This is a genomic window from Neopararhizobium haloflavum (genome assembly GCF_002750855.1).
Classification (GTDB): Bacteria; Pseudomonadota; Alphaproteobacteria; order Rhizobiales; family Rhizobiaceae; genus Georhizobium; species Georhizobium haloflavum.
Genome location: NZ_NWUC01000002.1, coordinates 200057 through 223358 on the forward strand (window position 1 = coordinate 200057; position 23302 = coordinate 223358).

A 23302-nucleotide genomic window follows, 5' to 3' on the forward strand; every position below is an offset into this window, starting at 1 on the left:
ACCAGATGTGGCAATAGCACCACTTAAGATGTTGTATTTCCGAGATATTATGGAATTTGAGCACTTGCAAAATAGTTTCAGCTTTCAAGGCAGAATTTGTGCGACGCAGCGTTCACCATTGCGCACCTTAAAAGCCGTTCGGCAGCCCTTATCTCAGGATCATCGGACGACGCGGATATCCAACTGACGTCGTCCTGCTGATAAGAAGAAAGGACATAACAATGAAAAAGACCGCTATCGCACTGACGACGGGTCTCCTCCTTGCTGCCGGCTCGAGCGCTTTCGCCCAGACATCGGCCCTCGACCTTCCCCTGCAGCCTGAGCGCACCATCAACCAGGAAATCGTACCGAATGTCGGTCTGTCCGGCGGCGACAGCTACGTCAACGACGAGTACTCCGCCTCTAACAATTTCGGCGACGAAGCGCCGGCGATCGAGCAGAACGGCACCGGGATCGATTATACCCCGACCGCTGCCATCGATGACGGAAACGTATACGATGAGTATTCGCCGCAGAATGGCTTTGGCGACCACGGTCCGCATTACTGAGCCAGTTGGATCGATCGCACGACGATCGCCAGCACGCGTGAACAATGGCCGGATGAAATTTCATCCGGCCATTTTTTGTTATCGGGCCGACGTCCTTCGGGTCGGCCGGTGCATTGAATTAAATTTTGGCCGTCGCTAGGGTAGCCGGATCGTTGGGTACCGGAGTGCCTGCATGCGATTGCCGCCTCTCAGCCTGTTCTGCGCCACCGTCGGAGTGGGCCTTTGCTGTACTTTTCCTGCGAAAGCGCAGCCGTGGATGGAGATCAGAGAGAAGACAACCGTTCCCTACGGTCATCATATATTCTGCAAAGCCCATGAAGCGGAGTGCCAGCCGATGGCGACGGCAGAGCCGGCTGCACTCGACGAGGCTGCCTGGCGCCTGGTGGACGGCATCAACCGATCGGTGAACCGTTCGATCAAGCCCAAATCCGACGCCGCGGTGCATGGAGCGATCGAGGTCTGGTCCTACGCGTCGACCTATGGCGATTGCGAGGATTACGCGCTCCACAAGCGACGCCGCCTGATCGATGCCGGGTTCGCGCCCTCCAACGTCCTTTTGACAATGGTCCGGCTGCGTAGCGGCGTGGCTCATATCGTCGTGACGCTGCGCACAACCGGCGGCGACGTCGTCTTGGACAGCCAGCGCGACGATATCCGGCGCTGGAATGATACAGGCTATCAGATCCTCAAGACCCAGGCGCCGGAGCACGCCGCCGTGTGGCGCAGCGTGGGCGGCGGCACGAACGATCGCAACAGCTGGTTGCCGACAGCTTCTCTCAATAGACGGGCGGCAACGCCGTGATGGCGTTGGCCAGCGCGCCGAGCGTCAAACCGATGAACAGGATGAGACCTGCCTGGCTGTTCGACTTGAAGAGCGCTAGGCACTGGTCAGCATCATCGATGTTCAGCCTGTGCACCTGATAAGCGAAATGCGCGGCGGCGGCGGCCAGGCCGAGATAGGCCCATAGCGAGGCGCCTGCGAGCGCCAGAGCGAGGGCGATCAGGACGACCGCGCCCGTGAACATGCCGATCAGCCATTGACGGGTGTTGGTGCCGAACAGCAGCGCCGTCGAGCGTACTCCGACGAGCACGTCGTCTTCCTTGTCCTGATGGGCGTAGATTGTGTCATAGCCGATCGTCCAGAGGATCGCCCCGGCATAAAGGACCACCGGCGCCAGCGCGAGACCACCGAAGGCTGCTGCCCAACCCATCAGCGCGCCCCAGGAAAATGCAAGTCCGAGAAAGAATTGCGGCCAGTCGGTAAAGCGCTTGGCAAACGGATAGATCGCGACAAAGGCAAGTGAAGCGAAGCCGAGAAGGATTGCGAAGAGGTTGAACTGCAACAGGACGAGCAGCCCGACCAGCGCCTGGGCCGCGATGAAGATCTTCGCCTGGTTCCGGCTGACACGGCCGGATGGCAGCGGGCGGGACCGCGTTCGGGCGACCTGATCGTCGATGCGCTGGTCGACGAGATCGTTGTAGGTGCAGCCGGCGCCGCGCATCGCGATCGCGCCGATCGTGAAGAGTATCGAATGCCAGACGAACGCACCGATGCCGTAACCGGTTTCGGCAACGCCCGGAACGTTGGCGGCAAGCGCGGCCGACCAGAGGCACGGCCATAACAGCAATTGCCAGCCGATCGGACGATCCCATCGCGCAAGTTGCGCGTAGGGCCATAGCCAGCGCGGCAGGGTGCGGTAGACGAAATTGCGGGAGGGCGCATCGGCGACGCGCGCATCGCTCAGATCGGTTTGGCTCATCTCAAATTGGTGGCAGGCGCGGCCATGCCGGTCAAGTCAAAGCCGCGTGTCACCGACTTGACCGGAGGGCGCGCGCCGCTTAACCCGCCTGCGACGACAGGCTGACGAAAACGGGAACTAGCGGACAATGAACGTATTGCTGATCGGCGCCGGCGGGCGCGAGCATGCCCTTGCCTGGAAGATCGCCGCCTCCCCGCTTCTGGGCACGCTCTACGCCGCGCCGGGCAATCCGGGGATTGCCGAGGACGCAACGCTTGTGGCGCTCGATCCGGCCGACCATGCCGCCGTGATCGCCTTTGCCAGGGAAAAGGCCATCGATCTCGTCGTCATCGGTCCCGAGGCGCCACTCGTCGCAGGACTTGCGGACGACCTGCAGGCGGCGGGAATTTCCGCTTTCGGGCCATCGGCCGCTGCGGCGCAGCTGGAAGGCTCCAAGGGCTTCACCAAGGATCTGTGCGCCGAATTCGCGATCCCGACCGGCGCCTATGAGCGTTTCAACAATGCGCCCAAGGCGAAAGCCTATGTGCGCCGGATGGGCGCCCCGATCGTCGTCAAGGCCGACGGGCTTGCGGCCGGCAAGGGTGTTACCGTCGCGATGAGCCTTGCGGAGGCCATGGCGGCCATCGACGACTGCTTCGAAGGCTCGTTCGGCGCGGCGGGCGCGGAAGTCGTCATCGAAGCCTATCTCGATGGCGAGGAGGCCAGCTTCTTCTGCCTTTGCGATGGCGAGCATGCATTGGCATTGACCACCGCGCAGGATCACAAGCGGGTGGGCGACGGCGACACCGGGCCCAATACCGGCGGCATGGGTGCCTATTCCCCCGCTCCGGTCATGACCGAGGAACTCGTCGCGCGGACCATGCGCGAGATCATCGCGCCGACGCTTGCCGGAATGAAGGCGCGGGGCACGCCGTTCAAGGGCGTTCTCTATGCCGGCCTGATGATCACACAGCGCGGCCCGGAGCTGATCGAATACAATGTCCGCTTCGGCGATCCGGAATGCCAGGTGCTGATGATGCGGCTGAAGGACGACATACTGCTTCTCCTGAAGGCGTGTGCGGACGGCACGCTCGGCTCCATGAGCGCGCGCTGGCACGATGAGGCGGCGATGACGGTGGTGATGGCGGCGAAGGGTTATCCGGGCTCCTATGACAAGGGTTCACGCATCGCCGGTCTCGAAGAGGCGGCGCGCGTGGATGGGGTCAAGATCTTTCACGCGGGCACGGCGCTCAAGGACGGCGCGCTGGTTGCGGCCGGCGGCCGGGTGCTCAACGTCACGGCGCTCGGACCCGACATCGCGGCGGCGCGCCAACGGGCTTACGAGGCGGTCGCCAAGATCGACTGGCCGGATGGGTTCTGCCGCACGGACATCGGTTGGCGGGCGCTATAGCGCCGACTGCATTAACTCAAAATTGAGCAAACACGACAACGGCTTGGAAAGATCGTTTCGATAAGCTGCGCAAGTTGCGGTGGCCATCTCGCTGGCTGCCGACCAGGGTTCTTGCGGAGCGTATTCGATGCGTATCATCTCAGCTGCTGGCATACTTCTCGGCCTTTGTGCAGGCGCCTCGGCGCAGGCGGTGGGCGAATGGCATGCCGACGGCGCCGGGTCGTCCAGTATCGACATCATCCGCTGCACCACCTGCGTCACCCGCCAAGCGCCGGTCGACCCGGCCTTGAAGACGTTCACGGGCGGCATGATCAGCGAGACGCGGATCGTCGGTGGAGAAGAGAAGGTCTTCCGCATCGACAACATGCTGGGCGGCAGCCCGGTCGCGACAGTCGCCAGTCCCGCCCTCGTCTTCGGCACACCGGAAACGACCGCGAACGCAAAGGCGGACGAAAAAATCGAACCCGACGCGCAGCCCGCGGCCATCGACCGCGATGCGACAACGGCGGCGGTTGCCGAAACGGACACGGCATTTTCTCCGGACGCAATGCAACTGCGGCTCAACTGAACCGGTCTATCGGCAGACGCCCTTGGCCAGAGCGCTCTGAATACCAGCGATGTTCGACTTGCGGTCGAGCGTCTTGGCTATCGGCGCCGCCTGTCCGGACACCCATACCTTCATCTCCGATTCCATATCGAAAGAGCCGCTGTTCTCGACCGAGAACATGGTGATCGACTTGTAGGGGATGGACAGGTATTCGCGCTTGCGGCCGGTCATGCCCTGCTTGTCGATGAGAATGATGCGCCGGTCGGAAAAGATCATCTGGTCGCGCACGACCTGGAACCCGAGCTCCAGTTCCTCGCCATCGGCGAGGATCGGCTGAAGCTCCTCGTGCACCTTGGCGAGATCGACGTCAGATGCGTGGCCGAGCAGCCCGCTGAACAGTCCCATGCTTTCAATCCTTTCACGCCAGGTCCCGTCTTCGTCGTGCAACGCGGCGGTTTGCGAAAAGGTCCTCAGCCCGAAATCCGCGAGAAATCTGCGACCCGCGCGGTCGCGGTCCGGATACGCGCCAGAAGCGCCAGGCGATTGGCTCTTATCGAATCATTCCCGTCGTTTACGAGGACGGCTTCGAAGAAGGAATCAATTGGCTCGCGCAGCTTCGAAAGCGCACGCATGGCACCGGCATAGTCCTCCCCGGCGATGGCACTGCCGGCTTCGGTCTCGACCTCGTCGACGGAGGCCGAAAGGCGCCGTTCCTCGTCCATCGCAAAGAGGCTCTGATCGACACGACCGGCGACCGTCGTTCCCTTCTTCTCTTCGGCGGCAAGGATATTGGCGGCGCGCTTTGTGCCGGCAAGCAGGTTCTTGCCGTCGTCCGTATCGAGAAGCTGGCCGAGCGCCTGGACCCGCTGCGTCACCGCCAGAAGGTCGTCGGCCTCCGGCGAGATGACGGCGTCGATCAGATCATGCCGTGCGCCCTGGTCACGCAGATAGACCTTCAGACGATCGTGGAAGAAAGAAAGAAGGTCTTCCGTCACGTCATGCGCCTTGAGCGAAAGCTTCACGCCATTCTCCAGCACCAGCCGGATGACGCCAAGCGCTGCGCGGCGCAAGGCGTAAGGGTCCTTCGAGCCCGTCGGCTTTTCGTCGATCGCCCAGAAACCGGTGAGCATATCGAGCTTGTCGGCGAGCGCGACAGCGACGGCGACGGAATTGGAGGGCACCGTGTCGGTCGGGCCGAGCGGCTTGTAGTGATCCTCGATCGCCGCCGCGACCTCCGCCGGTTCGCCCTGCAGTTCGGCATAGCGCCGCCCCATATGGCCTTGCAGTTCGGGAAACTCGCCGACCGCTTCCGTGGTCAAATCCGCCTTGGCGAGAACGGCGGCACGGTCGGCATGATCCGCATTGGCGCCGACCAAGGGCGCCAGTTCTCTCGCCAGCCGGCGGATGCGCTCGACGCGCTCGCCCTGGGTGCCGAGCCTGGCGTGGAACGTCACGCCGAGATGGTCGAGCTTGGCCATGCGCTGGTCGAGCGGCTTTGCTAGATCAAGCCCGAACTTTTCCGCAGACGGCTTCAATTCGCCAAGATCGGGCAGATCGCCCTGGTCGGACTGCCAGAAATAAAGCGCATCGGAAAGCCGCGCGCGCACCACCTTGCCGTTGCCGCGCGCAATTTTCGCGCCGCCATCCCTGGCCTCGATGTTGGAGACCAGGACGAAGCGGTTGGCCAGCCCCTCGCCTGCCTGATCGCGCAGAACGAAGCATTTCTGGTTTTCCTTGATGGTCAGGCGGATGACCTCGGGCGGGATCGCCAGGAAACTTTCCTCGAAGGCGCCCATCAGCACGACCGGCCATTCGACGAGGCCGGAGACTTCCTCCAACAGCGCCGGGTCCTCGACCAACTCCATGCCGGATGCAAAGGCGAGGTTCTTCGCGTCGGTGGCGATCATTTCCTTGCGCCGCTCGGCGTCGAGCACGACCTTGGCCTTCAAAAGCTTCTCGACATAGTCGTCAAAGCGCCGAACGGTGATGGCCTGCGGCGCGTGGAAGCGATGGCCGTAGGTGACATTGCCGGAGCGGATCCCGCCGATCTCGAAATCGATCACGACGGGCTCTTCGGTTTCAGGTCCGAACGTGCACAGAATCGACTGAAGCGGACGCACCCAGCGCAGCGCACCGGGGCGGGCGGACGCCTTGCCCCAGCGCATCGATTTCGGCCAGGGGAAATCACGGATGATCGTCGGCATGATCCCGGCAATGATCGCCTCGGCCGGCCGGCCGGGCTTTTCGATCACCGCGACGTAAAAATCGCCTTTCTTTGAATCGCTTGCGACCGTCGCCTGATCGATCGATTCAAGTCCGGCGCCGCGCAGAAACCCATCGATCGCCTTTTGCGGCGCATCCGTGCGCGGCCCCTTGCGCTCCTCGCGTACATCGGCCGACTTTGCCGTCAGGCCGCGAATATCGAGCACCAGCCGGCGCGCCGTCCAATGCTCCTGCGCCCCCTCATAGGTCAGCCCCGCATCCACCAGCGCATCAGTGACAAGTTTCTTCAAGTCACCCGCCGCTTTGCGCTGCATGCGCGCGGGAATTTCCTCGGAGCGAAGTTCCAGTAGAAGATCAGGCATCGCTCAAAGCTCCGCGCATGCTGGTTTGTCTCTGCACGTCCTCGCGCCAAAGGCGCTGCGGGCGCGCGGGCGGCGCGGGAATTTCCTCGGAGCGAAGTTCCAGTAGAAGATCAGGCATCGCTCAAAGCTCCGCGCATGCTGGTTTGTCTCTGCACGTCCTCGCGCCAAAGGCGCTGCGGGCGCGCGGGCGGCGCGGGAATTTCCTCGGAGCGAAGTTCCAGTAGAAGATCAGGCATCGCTCAAAGCTCCGCGCATGCTGGTTTGTCTCTGCACGTCCTCGCGCCAAAGGCGCTGCGGGCGCGCGGGCGGCGCGGGACTCTCTTCGGAGCGAAGTTCGAGAAGTAGATCAGGCATTTTCCTGGAGGCTCATACGGACGGATTCAGGTTGTGCCGCGTGTAGCAACATCGCGGCGTCTTGTCATGCATCGCAATGCGAAGCGGCTGGCCCCACTCCGGCTTCAAGCCGAGGGCGTTATCCAGCCGCTGACGGCGCCGGAGGAATCCTTGACGATCGCCACCCGTCCGACACCCTCTATGTCCCACGGCTCGCGAACCACCGTGCCGCCGGCCGCTTTCGCCATGTCGACCCGGCGGTCCACGTCGTCGACGGCGATGTGGACGAACCAGTGCTCCGGCACGCCGTCAAAGCCCTCTCCCTCCATGGTGAAGAAGCCGGCCACCATGTCGCCGCCAGCCTTGCAGACGACATAAGGGGCGCCGCCGCCCATCGGAACATCCTCGAACGTCCAGCCGAGCGCTGCACCATAAAAGGCCTTGGCCTTTTCGCGCTCGCGCGTGTTCAATTCCATCCAGTGAAAATGCCCATGTGCCGCCATCACCGATCCTCCGTTCAAGCCGGCTCTCCCGACGACGGCTATTGAACCATGAAACCGACCGGCCGGGTACAGTTCGATGATCGTTCAGCCAAGATCCGCCGCGGCGCAAACCAATGCGAAGCGATCCGCCAAGGCTGCCAGTTCCGCGCGATGAATATCTGCGGCCGCGATCACCCCGTCACCATCGGGGGACGGCAAATCCCGTGTCGCCGACGCGTCGTGCGGCACCACCGTCTGATAGCCGAGATCGAGCGCGGCGCGCGCCGTGGACGAGATGCACATATGAGACATGAAGCCGACGATCACGAGCCGCTTGGCGCCGATGTTCTTCAATGTCGCGTCGAGCGTCGTTCCCGCAAACGCATTGGGCAGGGCCTTGTCGACAACCGTTTCTCCGGCGGCCGGTGAAACGCTCGAATGAATGGCGAAGTTGTCCTGCTCCGGATCAAACAAACCGCCGGGCCGGCCCTTGTGGCGAACGTGCACGACCGGCGAGCCACCTGCGCGGGCCTTGGCAATGAGCATCCCGATATTCGAGAGCGCAGCATCTACGCCGGGCAAGGGCAGCTTGCCCGTCACGTATTCGTTCTGTGCGTCTATGATGAGGAGCGTCGTGTCCTTCAGCGCGGGCGGTGTCAGGTCAGCGCCGGCCATTTCCATCAAGGTCTTCGCCATCAAGCCGCCTCCGCCTTCAGATGCACGCCGCCGGCATCGGTCTGCAGGAACGCTTCGCCGCAAGCCTTGGAGAGATTGCGCACACGCAGGATATAGCTCTGGCGCTCCGTCACCGAGATGACGCCGCGCGCGTCGAGCAGGTTGAAGACATGCGATGCCTTGATGCACTGGTCATAGGCGGGAAAGACGCATTTATGGATGTTCCCGGTCGTGCCTTCGGCACTCCTCGCCTCTTGGTTTGCAGCGCCGGCGGCAAGCAGGGCCTGGCATTCCCGTTCGGCATCCTCGAAATGCTTCAGCAGCATCTTCGTGTCGGCGAACTCGAAATTGTGGCGCGAATATTCCTGCTCGGCCTGGAGGAAGACGTCGCCATAGGTGACCTTCTCATCGCCCTCGCGGCCGTTGAAATTGAGATCGTAGACGCTGTCGACGCCCTGCACATACATGGCGAGGCGTTCCAGCCCGTAGGTCAGCTCGCCGGCGACGGGCGCGCATTCTATGCCGCAGACCTGCTGGAAATAGGTGAACTGTGAGACCTCCATGCCGTCGCACCAGCACTCCCAGCCCAGACCCCAGGCTCCCAGCGTCGGGCTTTCCCAGTCATCCTCGACGAAGCGGATGTCGTGGACCAGCGGATCGATGCCGATGGCACGCAGCGAGCCGAGATAAAGCTCCTGCAGGTCGGGCGGCGATGGCTTGAGGATCACCTGATACTGGTAATAGTGCTGGAGCCGATTGGGGTTCTCGCCATAGCGCCCATCCGTCGGACGGCGCGAGGGCTGCACATAGGCCGCATTCCAGCTTTTCGGCCCAAGCGCGCGCAGCGTCGTTGCCGGATGAAAGGTGCCGGCGCCGACTTCCATGTCGTAAGGCTGAAGCACGACGCAGCCGTAGTTCGCCCAGTAATTGTGGAGCGCAAGGATGAGCCCCTGGAAGGAGCGCGTCGGATGCATGTGGTCGGCAAGCGCGGGCGATGCGGTCATGGGGCGAAAGGGTCCTGCACGGATGATCTTGTGGCGGGACAGGTGCCATGCGGACCCTGGAGCGTCAAGCCGACGCGCCAACGGCCTCTCGACGCGGGAGCGCCGGAGGGGCTGGCAGTGATGACGGGTCCGGGGCGCAAGGATCGAGCCGCCTGGAGATGTGTGTTGTCATGGCGCGGTCTTCGCGCCCCGGCGGCGTTCTCGGGAGCATCCTCCGTCAGATCCCGGTTCAAGCTCTCTGCGCGGACCGGCCATCCCTTCGGGCGCTCGGCCTTTCGGGGACGCGCGGCCGGCCCGCTTGCACGGGCACGCAGCCGAACCTGGTCATAGTGCCAGGGGGAGCCGTTTCGGGATCTCTCCGGCCGGCGGCCACGATTCACCGCCGGCGGAAGCGCCGTCCTTCGCCCTGGGCCGGACCGTCGACCTGTCCCATCCCGTCGCGGCGAAGGAAAGTAGAGTATGGCACGGGCGCGAGGGGCGGGGAAAAGGGGGGCGCCCGGAGCCTTAGCGGAGGGCTGCTGGCAAGCCCCCCCGAGGCGTTAGCCGAGCGGCTTGGCGCGCTTGGTGTGGAAGCTTGAGGTCCTGATTGCGCGTCCTGGCGCTGCGCTACGGCTTCGCGCGCTCAGTCTCGGTTTTCGAGGCGGTATTCGCCGGTCGTCGGGTCGCGAACCAGGGTGCCGGCGGTTCGGTTTTCCGCTTCCTTTTCGGCGCGGCGGACCTGCGCGCTGACCCGCTCGGCTTCCTTCAAAAGCCGGCGGTAGCCATACCAGGCGATGGCGCCGACAGCTGCCAGAAGCAGGAGTTGCGGCATGCGTGTCTCCGGAAAGATCTTGCTCACAAACCGTAGCGTGCCCAGATTGCCCTGTCCTCGATCGAATCGACAAGACCATCGGCCGCAGATGCGGCAATATTTTGAGCAAGGCCGCCCGCGGTGCCGAATCCGGGCACGCGGCGCCCGAGGAGCCCGCGCGGCGGGGCGATGAGCTGGAGGCGGGTCTTGGCGCCGTATTTCGTCTTGAGATAGGAGCGCAGGTCGCCGAGTTGATCGACAAGGCCAAGCTCCAGCCCCTTGACGCCTGACCAGAAGAGGCCGGTGAAAAGGTCCTTGTCGTCGGCCAGCTTGCTGCCGCGGCGCGCCTTGACCATGTCGATGAAGGTGCCGTGGACATCGAGTTGCAGGGCCTTCAGGTGCTCGATGTCGCGTTCCTTTTCCGGCTGGAAGGGATCGAGCGAGACCTTGTTTTCGCCGGCCGTATAGACGCGGCGTTCGACGCCGATCTTCTTCAAGAGTTCGGGAAAGCCGAAGCTGGCGGAGACGACGCCGATCGAGCCGACGATGGACGAGGGATCGGCGATGATCTCGTCGCCGGCGAGCGCGATCATGTATCCGCCGGATGCGGCGACGTCCTCGACGAAGACGTGGACGTGCTTGTTCTTCTCCTCGGCCAGATCGCGGATGCGCTTGTAGATGAGCCGCGACTGGACCGGCGAGCCGCCCGGCGAATTGATGGAGATGGCGACGGCAGGGGCGCGCTTGTTGGCGAAGGCCTTTTCGAGCAGCGGCGCGGCGGAAGCGAGATTGAGATGGGGACGAAACTGGCTGCCGCCCGACATGATGGACCCTTGAAGCCGCACCACAGGCACCACCGTCACATCCTTCTTCATGCGCCGGGGGAGCAGTGCGTCGTAAAATGCCATGAGGTCCGCCTGTTCTTTGAGGTGTTTGTTCCAGGCAGATGTAAGTGCCTGCCATACAAACGCAATGGCAGGCACTCGGGTTGCAAGGGCGAAGGCCTGGCTACGCCGTCGGGACGGCGAGCCGCGATGCTTCCTGGCGCATCAGCATGAAGTGCAGCGCACCGCCGATCGCCGCGCCGATGAGCCAGGCGAAGCCGGACAGGGCCGCAAGCGCCGGGATCCAGACCGAGCCGACGGAGAAGATGGCCGCGACGGCGAAGGCGATCATCGCCTTCTTGTTCCAGCCGCCCTCGTAGAAATAGGCGCCGGCCGGATTGGCGGAGAACAGATCCTGGACGTTCAGGCTCTGGCGGCGGATGAGATAATAATCGGCGACGAGGATGCCGTAGAGCGGGGCGAGCACGGCGCCGAGCGTATCGACGAAGCCGGCGATGCCGATGGCGGAGATGAAGGAAATCCACAGCGCGCCGATGAAGAAGGCGATGAAGGCTGTGATGAAGCCGCCGGTGCGGGCGCTGATGTTGGTCGGCGAAAGGTTGGCAAGGTCATAGGCCGGCGGGATGAAGTTGGCGACGAGGTTGATGCCGACGGTGGCGGCGAAAAAGGTGATGGCGGCGACGATGGTGAGGACGATGTTGTCGACGCGGCCGACGATGTCGGACGGGTTGGTGAGTGCCTCGCCGAAGACGACGACCGTGCCGGCGGTGATCATCAGCGCCAGAAGCGAGAAGAAGGCGAGACTGACGGGCAGGCCGAGGAAGTTGCCCAGCTTCATGTCGCGTTCGGTACGCACGAAACGGGAGAAGTCCCCGTAATTGATGATGACCGCCGCGAAATAGGCGACCATGGTGCCGACGATGGCGACGAAGGCCATGACGGGTCCGCCTTCATAGTCGCCGGAGCCGGCGAAGATGTTGCCGACTTCGCTGAGCATGCCGCTGCCTGCCTGGTACCAGATGACGGCGAGCAGCACGATCATCACGACGTAGACAAGCGGCCCGGCCCAGTTGAGGAATTTGGTTATCCAGTCGATGCCGCGGATGAAGAGCGCGACCTGGAAGACACAGACGAGGAGATAGGCGATCCAGTCGACGGCCGTCAGCCCGAGGAAGGTGGCGCCCTCCTCGCCGCCGAAAAACGCGTAGAGCATCAGGGCGAGCGCGGTCGAGGCGAAATAGGTCTGCACGCCGTACCAGAAGATGGCGACGATGCCGCGGACCATGGCCGGGAAATTGGCGCCGCGCACGCCGACGGCGGCACGCGCCATGACCGGATAGGGAATGCCGTATTTGACGCTCGGCTTGCCGGTGAGATTGACGAGGAACATGACGATGAGGCCGGCGAGAACGATGGCGGCAAAGACAGCCCAACCGTTCAGGCCGTAGGAGATGAAGAGCGTTGCGGCCAGCGTGTAGCCAAAAAGGCTCTGGATGTCGTTCGACCAGACATTGAAGATCTCGAACCAACCCCAGCGCCGCTTGTCGTGCGGCAACGGTGCGAGGTCCTCGTTGTAAAGGGTGGGATCGATCGACTTGATGGAAAGATCGTCGTGCGCCATGGCAATGCTCCAATCATGGATCCACCCTGCAGCGGGCGGGCTGCGGCAAGTTGCGCGACGATTGCAACGCATGCATAGCGATTAATCAAGCCGATTTTTTCAGCATTCACCGGGAAGATAGCCGGGGGTGAAAGGCCTCACCGTTGTTCAGCGCGTTGACGCGGGGGGAGAAGGCGTGCCCGTTGCCATCGTGCATGACAAGCGCGGAGCGCAACGAAAGCCCTGCCCGACTGCCCTTGATGGCGGTGACGAGGATGCGGATCGCGGCTTCCTCGGCTCGCGGATGCACCGGCGTGATCTCCAGACCGCCGAAGCGGCGACCACACCCGGCGATGACGGCGGCAAGGGAGCCCGGACGAGCGATCAGCGAGAGCTGCGCGCCCGGCCGCGCGATGGCGCCGGCGGTCCTTATCCATGTCTCGAACATATCGGGCTGCATGGCATGGGCGTCGGCCTTTTCCGCATCGGGCGTGCGGCGATCGGCAGCGGCGTTGAACGGCGGGTTCATGACGACGTGATCATAGACCTCGTCGGCGAGACCGGCCGCAAGGCGCGCCCTGCCAGCAAGCGTCACATCGGCCTCGATGACGGACAGACGGCCGGCCAGCGCGCCGTTTTGCGGCAGGGCTATGGATCTGCGCGCATAGTGCGCCATGAAGGCCGAGCGCTCGACGAGATCGACATGGAGGCGCGGCGCGCGAACGGCGACGGCAAAACCTGCCGCGCCGGCGCCTGCCCCAAGATCGGCCAGGCGGCCGGTTGCATCGTCCGGTACCAGCGCGGCGAGCAGCATGGCGTCCATGCCGGCGCGATGCCCCCGCCCCTTCGGCTGGACGAGATGGAACCGGCCATAATGAAAGGCATCGACCGTTTCGCACGGCTCGGATGGGGCGGGAGGCGCTGGCAGGACCATTGACGGCTCAATCCTCGCGTCGAAGTTCCTGGCCGATCCCGGCATCGATCATCAGGCGCCGGGCCTGATCGATCCGGTCGCTTTCCACAAGGATACGCTTGGCCAGAACGCCGATCGAGCCCTCTGCGATGCTCATGTTCTGATCGGCGATGAAATAGCCGATCTCCGCTTCCTTCAGGAGGCTTTCGGCGAAGGAGATGACCACCGGGTCGTTGGTCCGAATCAGTTCCTGCATATCACCTCTCTGGCATCGTCTGGCGGCACCCATCGCGCCAATTCGCCCCTTGCCGCGCACTGGCACCCTTTCTATGCTTCGACCAGCAATTTGAACAGGAGTGCATGCCTGTGGGCGTCGTCATACCCCTCGATGAGGGCAAGAACAAATCCGCGTCGGTAAAGCCGCTTCAGGCGCTGACCAAAGACGACATGGAGCGGGTGAACCAGTTGATCCTGGCCAAGGCCGGATCGCATGTGGACATGATCCCGGAGATCGCCAACCACCTGATCGCCTCGGGCGGCAAGCGACTGAGGCCGATGCTGACGCTCGCGGCGAGCGCCATGTTCGGCTACGAGGGCGACAAGCACATCAAGCTGGCGACGTCGGTGGAGTTCATGCACACGGCGACCTTGCTGCATGACGACGTGGTGGACGAAAGCGATCTCAGGCGCGGATCGTCGACGGCGCGGATCATATGGGGCAACCAGGCAAGCGTGCTCGTCGGAGACTTTCTGCTTGGCCAAGCCTTCAAGATGATGGTCGATGTCGGTTCACTCGACGCGCTCGATGTGCTCTCGAGCGCTGCCGCCGTCATCGCAGAGGGCGAAGTGCTGCAATTGTCGGTCGCCAAGAACATGGAGACGACAGAGGACGACTACCTCGCGGTGATCCGCGCCAAGACGGCGGCTCTCTTTTCGGCGGCGGCCGAGGTCGGCCCGATCGTGGCCGGCGCCGGCAAGTCGGAGCGCAACGCGATGCGCTCCTACGGCACCAATCTGGGGCTTGCCTTCCAGTTGGTGGACGACGTGCTCGACTATGGCGGCAAGGCCGCCGAACTCGGCAAGAACGTCGGTGACGATTTCCGTGAAGGCAAGATCACCCTGCCCGTCGTACTGGCCTACCGGCGCGGCACCGAGGACGAGCGCGCCTTCTGGCGCGAGGCCATCGAAGAAGGCGGGAACGACGATGCGGCGCTGTCCCACGCGCTCGGTCTGATCACCAAATACGGTGCGCTGAACGACACGATCGCGCGGGCGAATCATTATGGCGACATCGCCCGCGACGCGCTCGCTCCGCTACCTGAAGGCGCCCACAAGGCGGCGCTGATGGAAGTGATCGACTTCTGCATCAGCCGCGTGGTGTGAGACGAGCCAACGCGATTCCCGCCGTCATGGCGGCGGGCAGGCGCCCGATCCACACAAAGGCGTGACTTCGCGCCGTGTTGCGAATCTGCCAAAAAAAGCCATTCTGGGGTGCGATGGCTGAACAATCGCAACTTGCCCCCTGGACGGGACACCATCGGAAGGCTGATGCTTATGCTTGAACGTCGATTTGTGCGGTTGATGAGCGCGGCGGCTTTGACGCTCGTTCTGGCGCTGCCGACCACCGCTCTTTCGACCGCGGCCGCGGCGCAGGATGGTGGGGAGGATGCCGCATCCTCGCCGTTCGACCCCCAGCACATCGGCAGTTTCGCGGGCGCGTTTCTCGCAGCGCGCACGGCGGATTTCGATCGGGATACCGACGCGGCGATCGCCTTTTACAAACGCGGCCTCGCCTTCGAGCCCGACAACAACGAGATCAAGCAGCGGCTGATGCTCGCCTACATCACCGAGGGGCGGTTCAAGGAAGGCCTGGCGCTCGCGGAAGAGCTGAAGGACGATTCCTCGATCGAACGGGTGACGGACCTGACGCGGGCCGTGGAAGCGATCCGCAAGCGCGAATACCGCGCGGTCGAGCAGTTGCTCGACTATGACGGACCGAACGAACTCGACAGCCTGATGACCGGTCTGGTGCAGGCCTGGGCGCGCTTCGGCAGCGGCGACGCCGACGAAGCGCTGGCGATGATCGACGAATTGCAGGGGCCCGACTGGTATTCGATCTTCCTCAATTTCCACGGCGGGGCGATCGCTGCTGCCGCCGGCGACAGGGAACAGGCGCGCCAGCGCTATACAGCCGTGATCACCGATCAGGCGGGCGGCGGCGCGGCACCCGACACCTACATGCGCGCCGTGATGGCGCTGGCCGCGCTTGAAGCGCGCGCCGGTAACCAGCAGGCAGCGCTCGACGCGATATCCACGGGCGACGCCTTCTCCAGCGGCTACGCGCCGCTGATGGCATTGAGGCAAAGCATCGAGAACGGCGAGAAGCCGGAAATCGACATCAGTTCAGCCAGCGGCGGCGTTGCCGCCGTGCTGCACACGATCGCGGCCGCCCTGAACCGCGAGGGCGCCGAGGAGGTCGTATCGCTCTATCTGCACCTTTCGCTGGTGCTCGACCCTGAAAACGCAGCGACGCTTATCCTGCTCGCCGGTCTTGCCGAGAATCTCGACAAGCCGGAACAGGCGATCGATATCTACGAAAGCGTTCCCGAAGCGTCACCGATGCGGCGAGTCGCCCAATTGCAGCTCGGACTGAACCTGGCCGACCTGGACCGCACGGAGGAAGCCAAGGCGCATCTGAAGGCGCTGATCGAAGCCGACCCCGACGACATGCGCTCCTATCTCGCCTATGGCAGCGTGCTTTCCAACGCCAAGCAATACGAAGAGATGGCGGCCAATTACGATACGGCGGTGGAGAAGATCGGGCCAACCCCGAACCGCAGCCACTGGAACATCTTCTTCCAGCGGGGCATCGCCTATGAGCGGCTGAAGGAGTGGGAGACCGCCGAGCCGAACTTCCTCAAGGCACTCGATCTTTTTCCCGACCAGCCGCAGGTGCTGAACTATCTCGGCTACTCCTGGGTCGACATGAACATGAACCTCGACGAAGGCATGGACATGATCGAGCAGGCCGTCGAACTGCGGCCGAACGATGGATACATCGTCGATTCGCTTGGCTGGGCGCATTATCGGCTCGGCGACTACGAGCAGGCTGTCAGCGAACTGGAACGGGCGGTCGAATTGCGGCCTGCCGATGCAACGATCAACGATCATCTGGGCGATGCCTACTGGCGCGTCGGCCGGAAGCTGGAGGCCACCTTCCAGTGGAACCGGGCGCTGACGCTGGAGCCGGAGGACGACCAGATCCCGCTGATCAGGGCGAAGATCGAGGATGGGCTGGACGCGGAAGGGCAGCCGGCCACCGCCGAGGAACGCCAGAACGATCGCCCGCCGGCGGCAAGTCCCGACGAGCGCAGCGATTTGAAGACGCCTGATGACCGGTTCGGCGGTCTCGCGCTCAACCAGACGCAGCCTTGATCGTCGAAGAACGCGCCTTTGCCAAGGTCAACCTGGCCCTGCATGTCGTCGGACGGCGGGCCGACGGCTACCACCTCCTGGAAAGCCTTGTCGTCTTCTGTGACCTCGGAGACTACCTGACGTTCCGCGATGGCGCCGAGGATGCCTTCACCCTTGCCGGCCCGTTTGCAACGGACCTGAGCAATACCGCCAACATCGTGCTGGAAGCGCGCGATCGCCTTCGTGTGCATTCGGGACGGATGGCTGAGGGCAAACCGGTAGCGATCCATCTGGACAAGCACCTGCCTGTCGCCTCCGGCATAGGCGGCGGCTCGGCCGACGCGGCGGCGACGCTGCGCGGTCTTTGCCGGCTGTGGCGCATCGGACCGGAGGGGCTGGAGGCGGTTGCGCAGGAACTCGGGGCCGACGTTCCGATGTGCCTCGCAAACCGGCCGCTCAGGGCCGAGGGGATCGGCGAGACGCTTGCCGCCGTCGATCTGCCAGTGCTGCACCTCGTTGTCGTGAACCCCGGCGTGGCGGTCTCGACCCCTTCGGTCTTCAAGGCGCTGGCGCGAACCGACAATCCGCCGCTCGCACCCGCCACCGGTTTTGTCGACACCGCCGGGCTGGTCGACTATCTGCAGAGCGCGCGCAATGATCTGCAGGCGGCGGCGACGCTGCAATGTCCGCCGATTGCAACGGTGCTGGACGCACTATCCCAAAGCGGCGCCCTCTTTGCGCGCATGTCGGGCTCGGGCGCGACCTGCTTCGGCATCTTCGCGACACAGACGGCGGCGAAGGATGCGGCGGCGCAGCTTCAAGCGCGCCATGCGCACTGGTATATCGAGGCAACCACAACCCGCGCCAGCGAGGCAGCGCATGCAACGGCTTGACGAAACACGCTCCTTCATCCCCATCGGCATTGCGGTGTTGACCGTTTCGGACACTCGCACGATGGCCGACGACCGCTCTGGCGATATCCTTGCCGAGCGCGTCGAAAAGGCCGGCCACAGGCTCGCCGCGCGCGCGATCGTCACCGATGACGTGGAGCAGATACGCGATCAGGTGCGGGCGTGGAGCGCCACGGAAGAGATCGACGTGATCATCACCACGGGCGGTACCGGCTTTACCGGCCGGGACGTGACACCCGAGGCGCTGGAGCCGATCTTCGACAAGCGCATGGACGGGTTTTCGGAGGTGTTCCACCGGATTTCCTACGACAAGATCGGCACCTCGACCATCCAGTCGCGGGCGACCGGCGGGGTCATCGATGCCACCTTCGTCTTCGTGCTGCCGGGTTCGCCGGGCGCATGCAAGGATGCCTGGGACGGCATTCTGGCGGCACAGCTCGACTACCGCCACATGCCCTGCAACTTCGTGGAAATCATGCCGCGGCTCGACGAGCACCTCAAGCGCGGGGCCGGCCGGCCGGCATGATGGCACAGTCGAGCCGTGTGCCTTTCAGCGCACGTGCGATATCGCGCAGACCACCCGGCCGCGGATCGAGGGCGAGCACGTCGCGCTTTGGTGCAAGCAGCCCGAAGGCAAGCGGAGACCGGCGCTCCTGAAAGCGTGACAGGATCGACCCGCGTTCGCTGCGGGCATGGCGGAAGCGCGCCGGGCCGCCCGCGTGCGCGATATGCTCCCCCGCCCCCTCGATCCAGCCAGGAAGAAGCCGGGCGCCCGGCTCCAGCATCAACAGCCAATCGCAGCGCGCGCTCTCGATCGCCGCCCTCAGATCGGCCAGCGGCGCGAGGCGACAACCGGCGGCATCGGCGAGCTCGGCTATCGCGCCATCCTCGCCGCCGGACAGAATCACGACGTCGCCGACCAGACCTTCGACCGCGCCGGACACCAACCCTGCCAGCGTCAGGGCCAATGGTTCGGCAGGGCCCCTCGCCTCGATCAGCACAGAAATCATGGATTTAGCCCATAGCGCATATGCCCCGAAGGGCCAAGCGCGCGCCGAACGCCAAATTTGTTCTTGCTTTGTTCGGTTCTATGATTTAGGAATAAAGTCATTCGATACGGACCGGCGGAGACGCAGATGGATGTGTTGCAAGACTTGAAACAGGCCGCGTTCTCACCCGCCCACACGGCCGATATCGCCGACCATCTGGTCAACCAGTCGCGCATGCGCATCGGCGAAGAACGCCGGCGCGGCCGCGGCGCGGGCCTCAATCCGTCCGGTCGGTTCGAGACAACATCCCGGCACGGCTTCGACGACGGCTGGGAGACGCTGGAGGACCTGCCTGCGTTCCGCACAGACGTCCAGGTGGAAAAGCCGCGAACCATCATCACGCGAAACAGCTCGCCCGACATCTCGTTCGACCGGTCGGTCAACCCCTACCGGGGCTGCGAGCATGGATGCATCTACTGCTTCGCCCGGCCGTCGCACAGCTATATGGGGCTTTCCGCCGGCCTCGATTTCGAATCGAAGCTCTTTGCCAAGCCCGATGCCGCGCGGCTTCTGGAACGTGAACTCGCCAAGCCCGGCTATGCCGTACGCTCGATCGCGATCGGCACCAACACGGATCCCTACCAGCCGGTGGAGCGCGAATGGCGCATCATGCGGCAGATCCTCGAAGTGCTGTCGGCGGCCAATCATCCCGTCGGCATCGTGACGAAGTCGGCGCTGGTGATGCGCGATATCGACATCCTGGCGCCGATGGCAGAACGCGGGCTGGCGAAGGTGGCGCTGTCGGTCACGACGCTCGATCGCAAACTGGCCCGCTCCATGGAGCCGCGCGCCTCGACGCCGACCAAGCGGCTTGAGGCGATCCGCGCGCTTTCGGAGGCGGGCATCCCGGCCTCCGTCATGGCAGCGCCGATCATTCCGGGACTCAACGATCACGAGATCGAGCGCATCCTCGATTCGGCGGCGGCCGCCGGTGCGCGCGAAGCGGGTTATGTGCTCCTTCGCCTGCCGCACGAGGTGAGCCCGCTGTTTCGCGACTGGCTCCTGCGCAACTACCCGGATCGCTATCGGCACGTCATGTCGCTGGTGCGCTCGATGCGCGGCGGCAAGGATTACGATGCGGAGTTCGGCAAGCGCATGCGCGGCGCCGGTCCCTATGCCTGGCAGCTCGGCCGACGCTTTTCGCTGGCAGCCAAGCGGCTTGGCCTGAACACCGCGCGCCGTCCCTTGCGCACGGATCTCTTCGTTCCGCCGGCCGGCACCGGCGCGCAGCTTGCGCTTCTGTGAGCTCTGATTGAATGCGGGCGCCCCATCAGCGGCGCCTCAAGAGATCGTCCTGCTTGCCGCATGGCAGGGCGGTGACGCTCTCGGCACTCGGCCACGGCCCCGCCCCAAGGCCGCCGATCCCGAGACCGGCATGACGCAGCCTTCGCATCGTCACGGAGGCAAGGCTTCGTCATGCCCTTTCTTTCGCCGCGCATTGCCCCTGGCGCCGCGGAAGACCTTGCCGGGAATCGGACGGGATGCGAATGATGCCGCATGTCTCGCAGACCGTCCGATTCACCGCTTCTCTTCGACCTGCCGGCCAGGCCGGATTTTTCGATGGAGCTTGCCGCCCTGAAGCGCGGGCTGCGCATCATCGCCGGTCTCGACGAAGCCGGACGGGGTCCGCTTGCCGGGCCGGTGGTCGCCGCGGCCGTTGCTTTCAGGCCGGATCGGATACCCGACGGCCTCAACGATTCAAAGAAGCTGACGGCGGCAAGGCGCGAGCAGCTTTTCAACGCAATTCTGGAATCGGCCGATGTGTCGGTCGCCTCCTCCAGTCCGCGCTCGATCGACCGCACCGATATTCGCAAGGCAAGCCTCGATGCCATGCGGCGGGCATTGTGCGGGCTCCCGAAAGCAGCCTGTCATGCGCTTTTCGACGGCCGCGACGTGCCGCCGGGAATACGCTGTCCGGGCGATGCCGTCATCAAGGGCGATGCGCGATCGTCCTCGATCGCCGCAGCCTCGATCGTCGCGAAGGTGATGCGCGACCGGATGATGCGGCGACTGCACACCAGCTATCCGGCCTATGGGTTTGCCATGCACGCCGGCTATGCAACGGAAGTTCATCGCGAAGCCATCGCGGTTCTTGGCCCCTGCCCGCTGCATCGCATGACTTTCCGGCCGATCAGGCCCGACGGCGTCCAGCCATGAAGCGCCGGACATAAAAAAGGCCGGGATCGCTCCCGGCCCATTCGTACCGAACATGTTCAGATCCTCAGTTGAGGCGCTGCTTCACTTCGGTGAGAGACTTGTCGAACAGCGTCTTCTGCGTCGCGGCATCGGCCTTCTCGGCGATGATGCGCTCGGCGGCGGCGACCGCCAGGTTGACGGCGGAAGCGCGAACCTCACCCACCGCGTCGGATTCGGCCTTGGCGATCTTCTCCTCGGCCATCGCCGTGCGGCGCACGACGTACTCCTCGGTCTTTTCCTTGGCTTCCTTGACGATGGTCTGTGCTTCGCGCTCTGCCGACGCAACGATGTCGGAGGCTTCCTTCTCGGCGTCCTTGCGCTTGCGCTGATACTCGGCCAGCAGCTGCTGGGCCTCTTCGCGCATACGCCGGGCTTCGTCCAGCTCGTTGCGGATCGTGTCGGCGCGCTTGTCGAGCGAGCCGGCGACCATGCCCGGAACCTTGAGGTAGACGATGATGGCGATGAAGATGATGAGGGCGACCAGCGCCCAGAATGTCGCATCCATGGCGGGCCTCCTTTACTTCTCGCCGGCGGCGGCAGCCTTGACGGCCGACGAAGCGGTGGATTTCGAAACGGGTTCGCCGATGAGCTGCTCGACGATCGCCGCCGTGGTGTCTTCGGCGATGGTGTCGACCTCGCCGAGTGCCTGCGCCTTGATCTCGGCGATCCGGGCTTCGGCCTGGGACAGCTTGGCCGCCAGATCGGACTCGACCTGGGTGCGCTCGATGTCGGCCTCGGCCTTGGCATCATCCCGCGCCTTCTGGGCGATCTGATTGGCCTTGGTCTTGGCTTCGGCCAATTCCTGCTCGTAGGCGGCGATGGCCTCGTCGGCCTCCGTTTTCAGCCTGTCAGCCTCGTCGAAATCCGATGCGATGCGATCGCGTCGATTTTCCAGGATGCTGCCGATACGCGGAACGACCACCTTCTGCATGAAGAGGTAGAACAGCCCGAAGGTGATCGCGAGCCACAAAATCTGCGAGGCGAAGGTGGACGAGTCGAACGGCGGAAACGAGCCTTCGGCCGTAGCACCGTGATCGTCGACACCCGTTTCGGTGTGGAGCGCTTCCGGTTCCGACGTCGCCGCGTCCTCTGTCGCCTCCTGGGCGAATGACGGGGTAACGAACATTATCCTCTCCAATTGCATGCGGCCACGCCGCCGCCATTGCGCGGGGCGGCATGGCCGTTGTCAATGCGACGGCTGATCAATCAGACGGCGAAGAGGAGCAGCAGGGCAACGAGCAGCGAGAAGATGCCCAGAGCTTCCGTCACGGCGAAGCCGAAGATGAGGCGGCCGAACTGGCCGTCAGCTGCCGACGGGTTGCGCAGGGCGCCCGACAGGTAGTTGCCGAAAATCGTGCCGAGGCCGATGCCTGCGCCACCCATGCCGAGGCATGCGATACCGGCGCCGATGAACTTTGCTGCGTCTGCTTCCATGATTGAACTCCTTTGGAATGGATGTGGATGCGGCTTTGCGGGTAGCGGCCGGAGCCGCCGATGGGGATTCAGTGGCCCGGATGCAGGGCGTCGTTCAGATACATGCAGGTGAGCACGGCGAAGACGTAGGCCTGCAGGAAGGCGACCAGGAACTCCAGGCCGGTCAGCGCCACCGTCATGATGAGCGGCAGGATCGCGCCGCCGACGCCGAGCGCGCCGAGCGCACCGAGAGAAGTGACGAAGCCCGCGAAAACCTTGAGCGTGATGTGGCCGGCCAGCATGTTGGCGAACAGACGGACGGACAGGCTGATCGGTCGCGAGAGGAACGAGATGACCTCAATCGCGATGACCAGCGGCATCAACACACCCGGCACGCCTTGCGGCACAAAGAGCTTCAGAAAGCCAAGACCGTGCTTCATGAAGCCGTAGACGACGACCGTACCGATCACCAGCATGGCAAGCATGAAGGTGACGATGATGTGGCTGGTGACCGTGAAGAAGTACGGGAACATGCCGATGAGGTTTGCGACCAGCACGAACATGAAGAGGGAGAAGACGAGCGGAAAGAAGCGCATGCCCTGAGAGCCGGCTCCGTCGCGCAGCATATTGGCGACGAACTCGTAGGACATTTCCGAAACCGACTGCATGCGGCCCGGAACGAGACCGCGATTGGCGGTCGTCATATAAAGAAAGCCACCAGCGACCGCAGCCGTGGCGACCATGAACAGCGAGGAATTGGTGAAGGAAAAGTCGAGCCCGCCGATTTCGATCGGGACCAGTTGCGAGATATGGAACTGGTGAATCGGATCTTGTGCCACCGTCTAGC

27 protein-coding genes are annotated in these 23302 nt (G+C 63.9%); 10 read left to right on the forward strand and 17 right to left on the reverse strand.

Annotation, left to right across the window (positions count from 1 at the left end):
- Positions 1 to 221 precede the first annotated feature (221 nt).
- Both CN673_RS05335 and CN673_RS05340 read left to right on the forward strand, forming a co-directional pair.
- Positions 222 to 548, forward strand: coding sequence for a hypothetical protein (locus tag CN673_RS05335; protein ID WP_099865216.1), 327 nt, complete (start codon positions 222 to 224; stop codon positions 546 to 548).
- Between the two features lie 256 nt (positions 549 to 804).
- A complete protein-coding gene (locus tag CN673_RS05340) occupies positions 805 to 1350 on the forward strand; it encodes a transglutaminase-like cysteine peptidase (protein WP_157928810.1) in 546 nt (181 codons plus the stop codon).
- Here the strand turns inward: CN673_RS05340 and ubiA are convergent.
- Complete coding sequence (gene ubiA, locus CN673_RS05345; protein WP_099865218.1) at positions 1325 to 2308, reverse strand: 4-hydroxybenzoate octaprenyltransferase; 984 nt, start codon at positions 2306 to 2308, stop codon at positions 1325 to 1327. The two genes, CN673_RS05340 and ubiA, sit on opposite strands and share 26 nt — an antisense overlap.
- A 127-nt stretch (positions 2309 to 2435) precedes the next feature.
- Between ubiA and purD the strand changes: the two genes are divergently transcribed.
- Both purD and CN673_RS05355 read left to right on the forward strand, forming a co-directional pair.
- Positions 2436 to 3698: a phosphoribosylamine--glycine ligase gene (gene purD / locus CN673_RS05350; protein WP_099865219.1), complete on the forward strand. Its 1263-nt coding sequence runs from the start codon at positions 2436 to 2438 to the stop codon at positions 3696 to 3698.
- Positions 3699 to 3825: 127 nt separating this feature from the next.
- Entirely contained in the window at positions 3826 to 4266 is a 441-nt protein-coding gene (locus tag CN673_RS05355) for a hypothetical protein (protein ID WP_157928811.1), read from the forward strand.
- A gap of 6 nt (positions 4267 to 4272) precedes the next feature.
- On the opposite strand, the gene CN673_RS05360 is transcribed toward CN673_RS05355, so the two are convergent.
- The 10 genes from CN673_RS05360 to CN673_RS05405 form a co-directional block, all read right to left on the reverse strand.
- On the reverse strand, positions 4273 to 4650 hold the full coding sequence (locus CN673_RS05360; RefSeq protein ID WP_099865221.1) for a PH domain-containing protein: 378 nt from the start codon (positions 4648 to 4650) through the stop codon (positions 4273 to 4275).
- Between the two features lie 65 nt (positions 4651 to 4715).
- Positions 4716 to 6830 (reverse strand): glycine--tRNA ligase subunit beta, encoded by a 2115-nt coding sequence (glyS, locus tag CN673_RS05365; RefSeq protein WP_099865222.1) that lies wholly within the window; start codon positions 6828 to 6830, stop codon positions 4716 to 4718.
- Positions 6831 to 7288: 458 nt separating this feature from the next.
- Positions 7289 to 7666, reverse strand: a complete 378-nt coding sequence (locus CN673_RS05370; RefSeq protein ID WP_099865223.1) for a VOC family protein — start codon at positions 7664 to 7666, stop codon at positions 7289 to 7291.
- Between the two features lie 84 nt (positions 7667 to 7750).
- The gene (locus tag CN673_RS05375; RefSeq protein ID WP_099865224.1) at positions 7751 to 8341 is read right to left on the reverse strand and encodes a cysteine hydrolase family protein; all 591 of its coding nucleotides are present in this window, start codon (positions 8339 to 8341) and stop codon (positions 7751 to 7753) included.
- Positions 8341 to 9324 (reverse strand): glycine--tRNA ligase subunit alpha, encoded by a 984-nt coding sequence (locus CN673_RS05380; RefSeq protein WP_099865225.1) that lies wholly within the window; start codon positions 9322 to 9324, stop codon positions 8341 to 8343. The genes CN673_RS05375 and CN673_RS05380 overlap by 1 nt, the downstream gene beginning before the upstream one ends.
- Before the next feature lie 622 nt (positions 9325 to 9946).
- Positions 9947 to 10135, reverse strand: coding sequence for a hypothetical protein (locus CN673_RS05385; RefSeq protein WP_099865607.1), 189 nt, complete (start codon positions 10133 to 10135; stop codon positions 9947 to 9949).
- A 23-nt stretch (positions 10136 to 10158) separates the two neighbouring features.
- Positions 10159 to 11022, reverse strand: a complete 864-nt coding sequence (locus tag CN673_RS05390; RefSeq protein WP_099865226.1) for a S49 family peptidase — start codon at positions 11020 to 11022, stop codon at positions 10159 to 10161.
- Positions 11023 to 11122: 100 nt separating this feature from the next.
- Positions 11123 to 12580 (reverse strand): NCS1 family nucleobase:cation symporter-1, encoded by a 1458-nt coding sequence (locus CN673_RS05395; protein WP_099865227.1) that lies wholly within the window; start codon positions 12578 to 12580, stop codon positions 11123 to 11125.
- A gap of 106 nt (positions 12581 to 12686) precedes the next feature.
- A complete protein-coding gene (locus tag CN673_RS05400; protein WP_099865228.1) occupies positions 12687 to 13493 on the reverse strand; it encodes a tRNA1(Val) (adenine(37)-N6)-methyltransferase in 807 nt (268 codons plus the stop codon).
- Between the two features lie 7 nt (positions 13494 to 13500).
- Positions 13501 to 13728, reverse strand: coding sequence for a putative signal transducing protein (locus CN673_RS05405; protein WP_099865229.1), 228 nt, complete (start codon positions 13726 to 13728; stop codon positions 13501 to 13503).
- Positions 13729 to 13838: 110 nt separating this feature from the next.
- On the opposite strand from CN673_RS05405, the gene CN673_RS05410 reads away from it, so the two are divergent.
- The 4 genes from CN673_RS05410 (at position 13839) to moaB (ending at position 18323) form a co-directional block, all read left to right on the forward strand.
- Positions 13839 to 14855: a polyprenyl synthetase family protein gene (locus CN673_RS05410; RefSeq protein ID WP_099865608.1), complete on the forward strand. Its 1017-nt coding sequence runs from the start codon at positions 13839 to 13841 to the stop codon at positions 14853 to 14855.
- Between the two features lie 171 nt (positions 14856 to 15026).
- Positions 15027 to 16907, forward strand: a complete 1881-nt coding sequence (locus CN673_RS05415) for a tetratricopeptide repeat protein (RefSeq protein ID WP_099865230.1) — start codon at positions 15027 to 15029, stop codon at positions 16905 to 16907.
- Entirely contained in the window at positions 16904 to 17779 is an 876-nt protein-coding gene (locus CN673_RS05420; RefSeq protein WP_099865231.1) for a 4-(cytidine 5'-diphospho)-2-C-methyl-D-erythritol kinase, read from the forward strand. The genes CN673_RS05415 and CN673_RS05420 overlap by 4 nt, the downstream gene beginning before the upstream one ends.
- Positions 17766 to 18323 carry a molybdenum cofactor biosynthesis protein B gene (gene moaB, locus CN673_RS05425; protein ID WP_099865232.1) on the forward strand — a complete coding sequence of 186 codons (558 nt, stop codon included), beginning with the start codon at positions 17766 to 17768 and terminating at the stop codon, positions 18321 to 18323. The genes CN673_RS05420 and moaB overlap by 14 nt, the downstream gene beginning before the upstream one ends.
- On the opposite strand, the gene CN673_RS05430 is transcribed toward moaB, so the two are convergent.
- The gene (locus tag CN673_RS05430; RefSeq protein WP_099865233.1) at positions 18295 to 18807 is read right to left on the reverse strand and encodes a glycosyl transferase; all 513 of its coding nucleotides are present in this window, start codon (positions 18805 to 18807) and stop codon (positions 18295 to 18297) included. The two genes, moaB and CN673_RS05430, sit on opposite strands and share 29 nt — an antisense overlap.
- Before the next feature lie 126 nt (positions 18808 to 18933).
- On the opposite strand from CN673_RS05430, the gene CN673_RS05435 reads away from it, so the two are divergent.
- The gene (locus tag CN673_RS05435; protein WP_099865234.1) at positions 18934 to 20091 is read left to right on the forward strand and encodes a PA0069 family radical SAM protein; all 1158 of its coding nucleotides are present in this window, start codon (positions 18934 to 18936) and stop codon (positions 20089 to 20091) included.
- A gap of 25 nt (positions 20092 to 20116) precedes the next feature.
- Here the strand turns inward: CN673_RS05435 and CN673_RS21430 are convergent, their stop codons facing one another.
- The gene (locus CN673_RS21430) at positions 20117 to 20245 is read right to left on the reverse strand and encodes a hypothetical protein (RefSeq protein ID WP_280951165.1); all 129 of its coding nucleotides are present in this window, start codon (positions 20243 to 20245) and stop codon (positions 20117 to 20119) included.
- A gap of 98 nt (positions 20246 to 20343) precedes the next feature.
- Here CN673_RS21430 and rnhB point away from each other — a divergent pair, with 98 nt between their 5' ends.
- Positions 20344 to 21003: a ribonuclease HII gene (rnhB, locus tag CN673_RS05440; RefSeq protein ID WP_099865235.1), complete on the forward strand. Its 660-nt coding sequence runs from the start codon at positions 20344 to 20346 to the stop codon at positions 21001 to 21003.
- Positions 21004 to 21067: 64 nt separating this feature from the next.
- Here rnhB and CN673_RS05445 read toward each other — a convergent pair whose 3' ends face one another.
- The 4 genes from CN673_RS05445 to CN673_RS05460 form a co-directional block, all read right to left on the reverse strand.
- On the reverse strand, positions 21068 to 21547 hold the full coding sequence (locus CN673_RS05445) for a F0F1 ATP synthase subunit B (RefSeq protein ID WP_099865236.1): 480 nt from the start codon (positions 21545 to 21547) through the stop codon (positions 21068 to 21070).
- 12 nt (positions 21548 to 21559) lie between these two features.
- Complete coding sequence (locus CN673_RS05450; protein WP_099865237.1) at positions 21560 to 22168, reverse strand: F0F1 ATP synthase subunit B; 609 nt, start codon at positions 22166 to 22168, stop codon at positions 21560 to 21562.
- 80 nt (positions 22169 to 22248) lie between these two features.
- Complete coding sequence (locus CN673_RS05455) at positions 22249 to 22476, reverse strand: F0F1 ATP synthase subunit C (RefSeq protein ID WP_099865238.1); 228 nt, start codon at positions 22474 to 22476, stop codon at positions 22249 to 22251.
- Between the two features lie 68 nt (positions 22477 to 22544).
- The gene (locus tag CN673_RS05460) at positions 22545 to 23294 is read right to left on the reverse strand and encodes a F0F1 ATP synthase subunit A (RefSeq protein WP_099865239.1); all 750 of its coding nucleotides are present in this window, start codon (positions 23292 to 23294) and stop codon (positions 22545 to 22547) included.
- Positions 23295 to 23302: the final 8 nt, after the last annotated feature.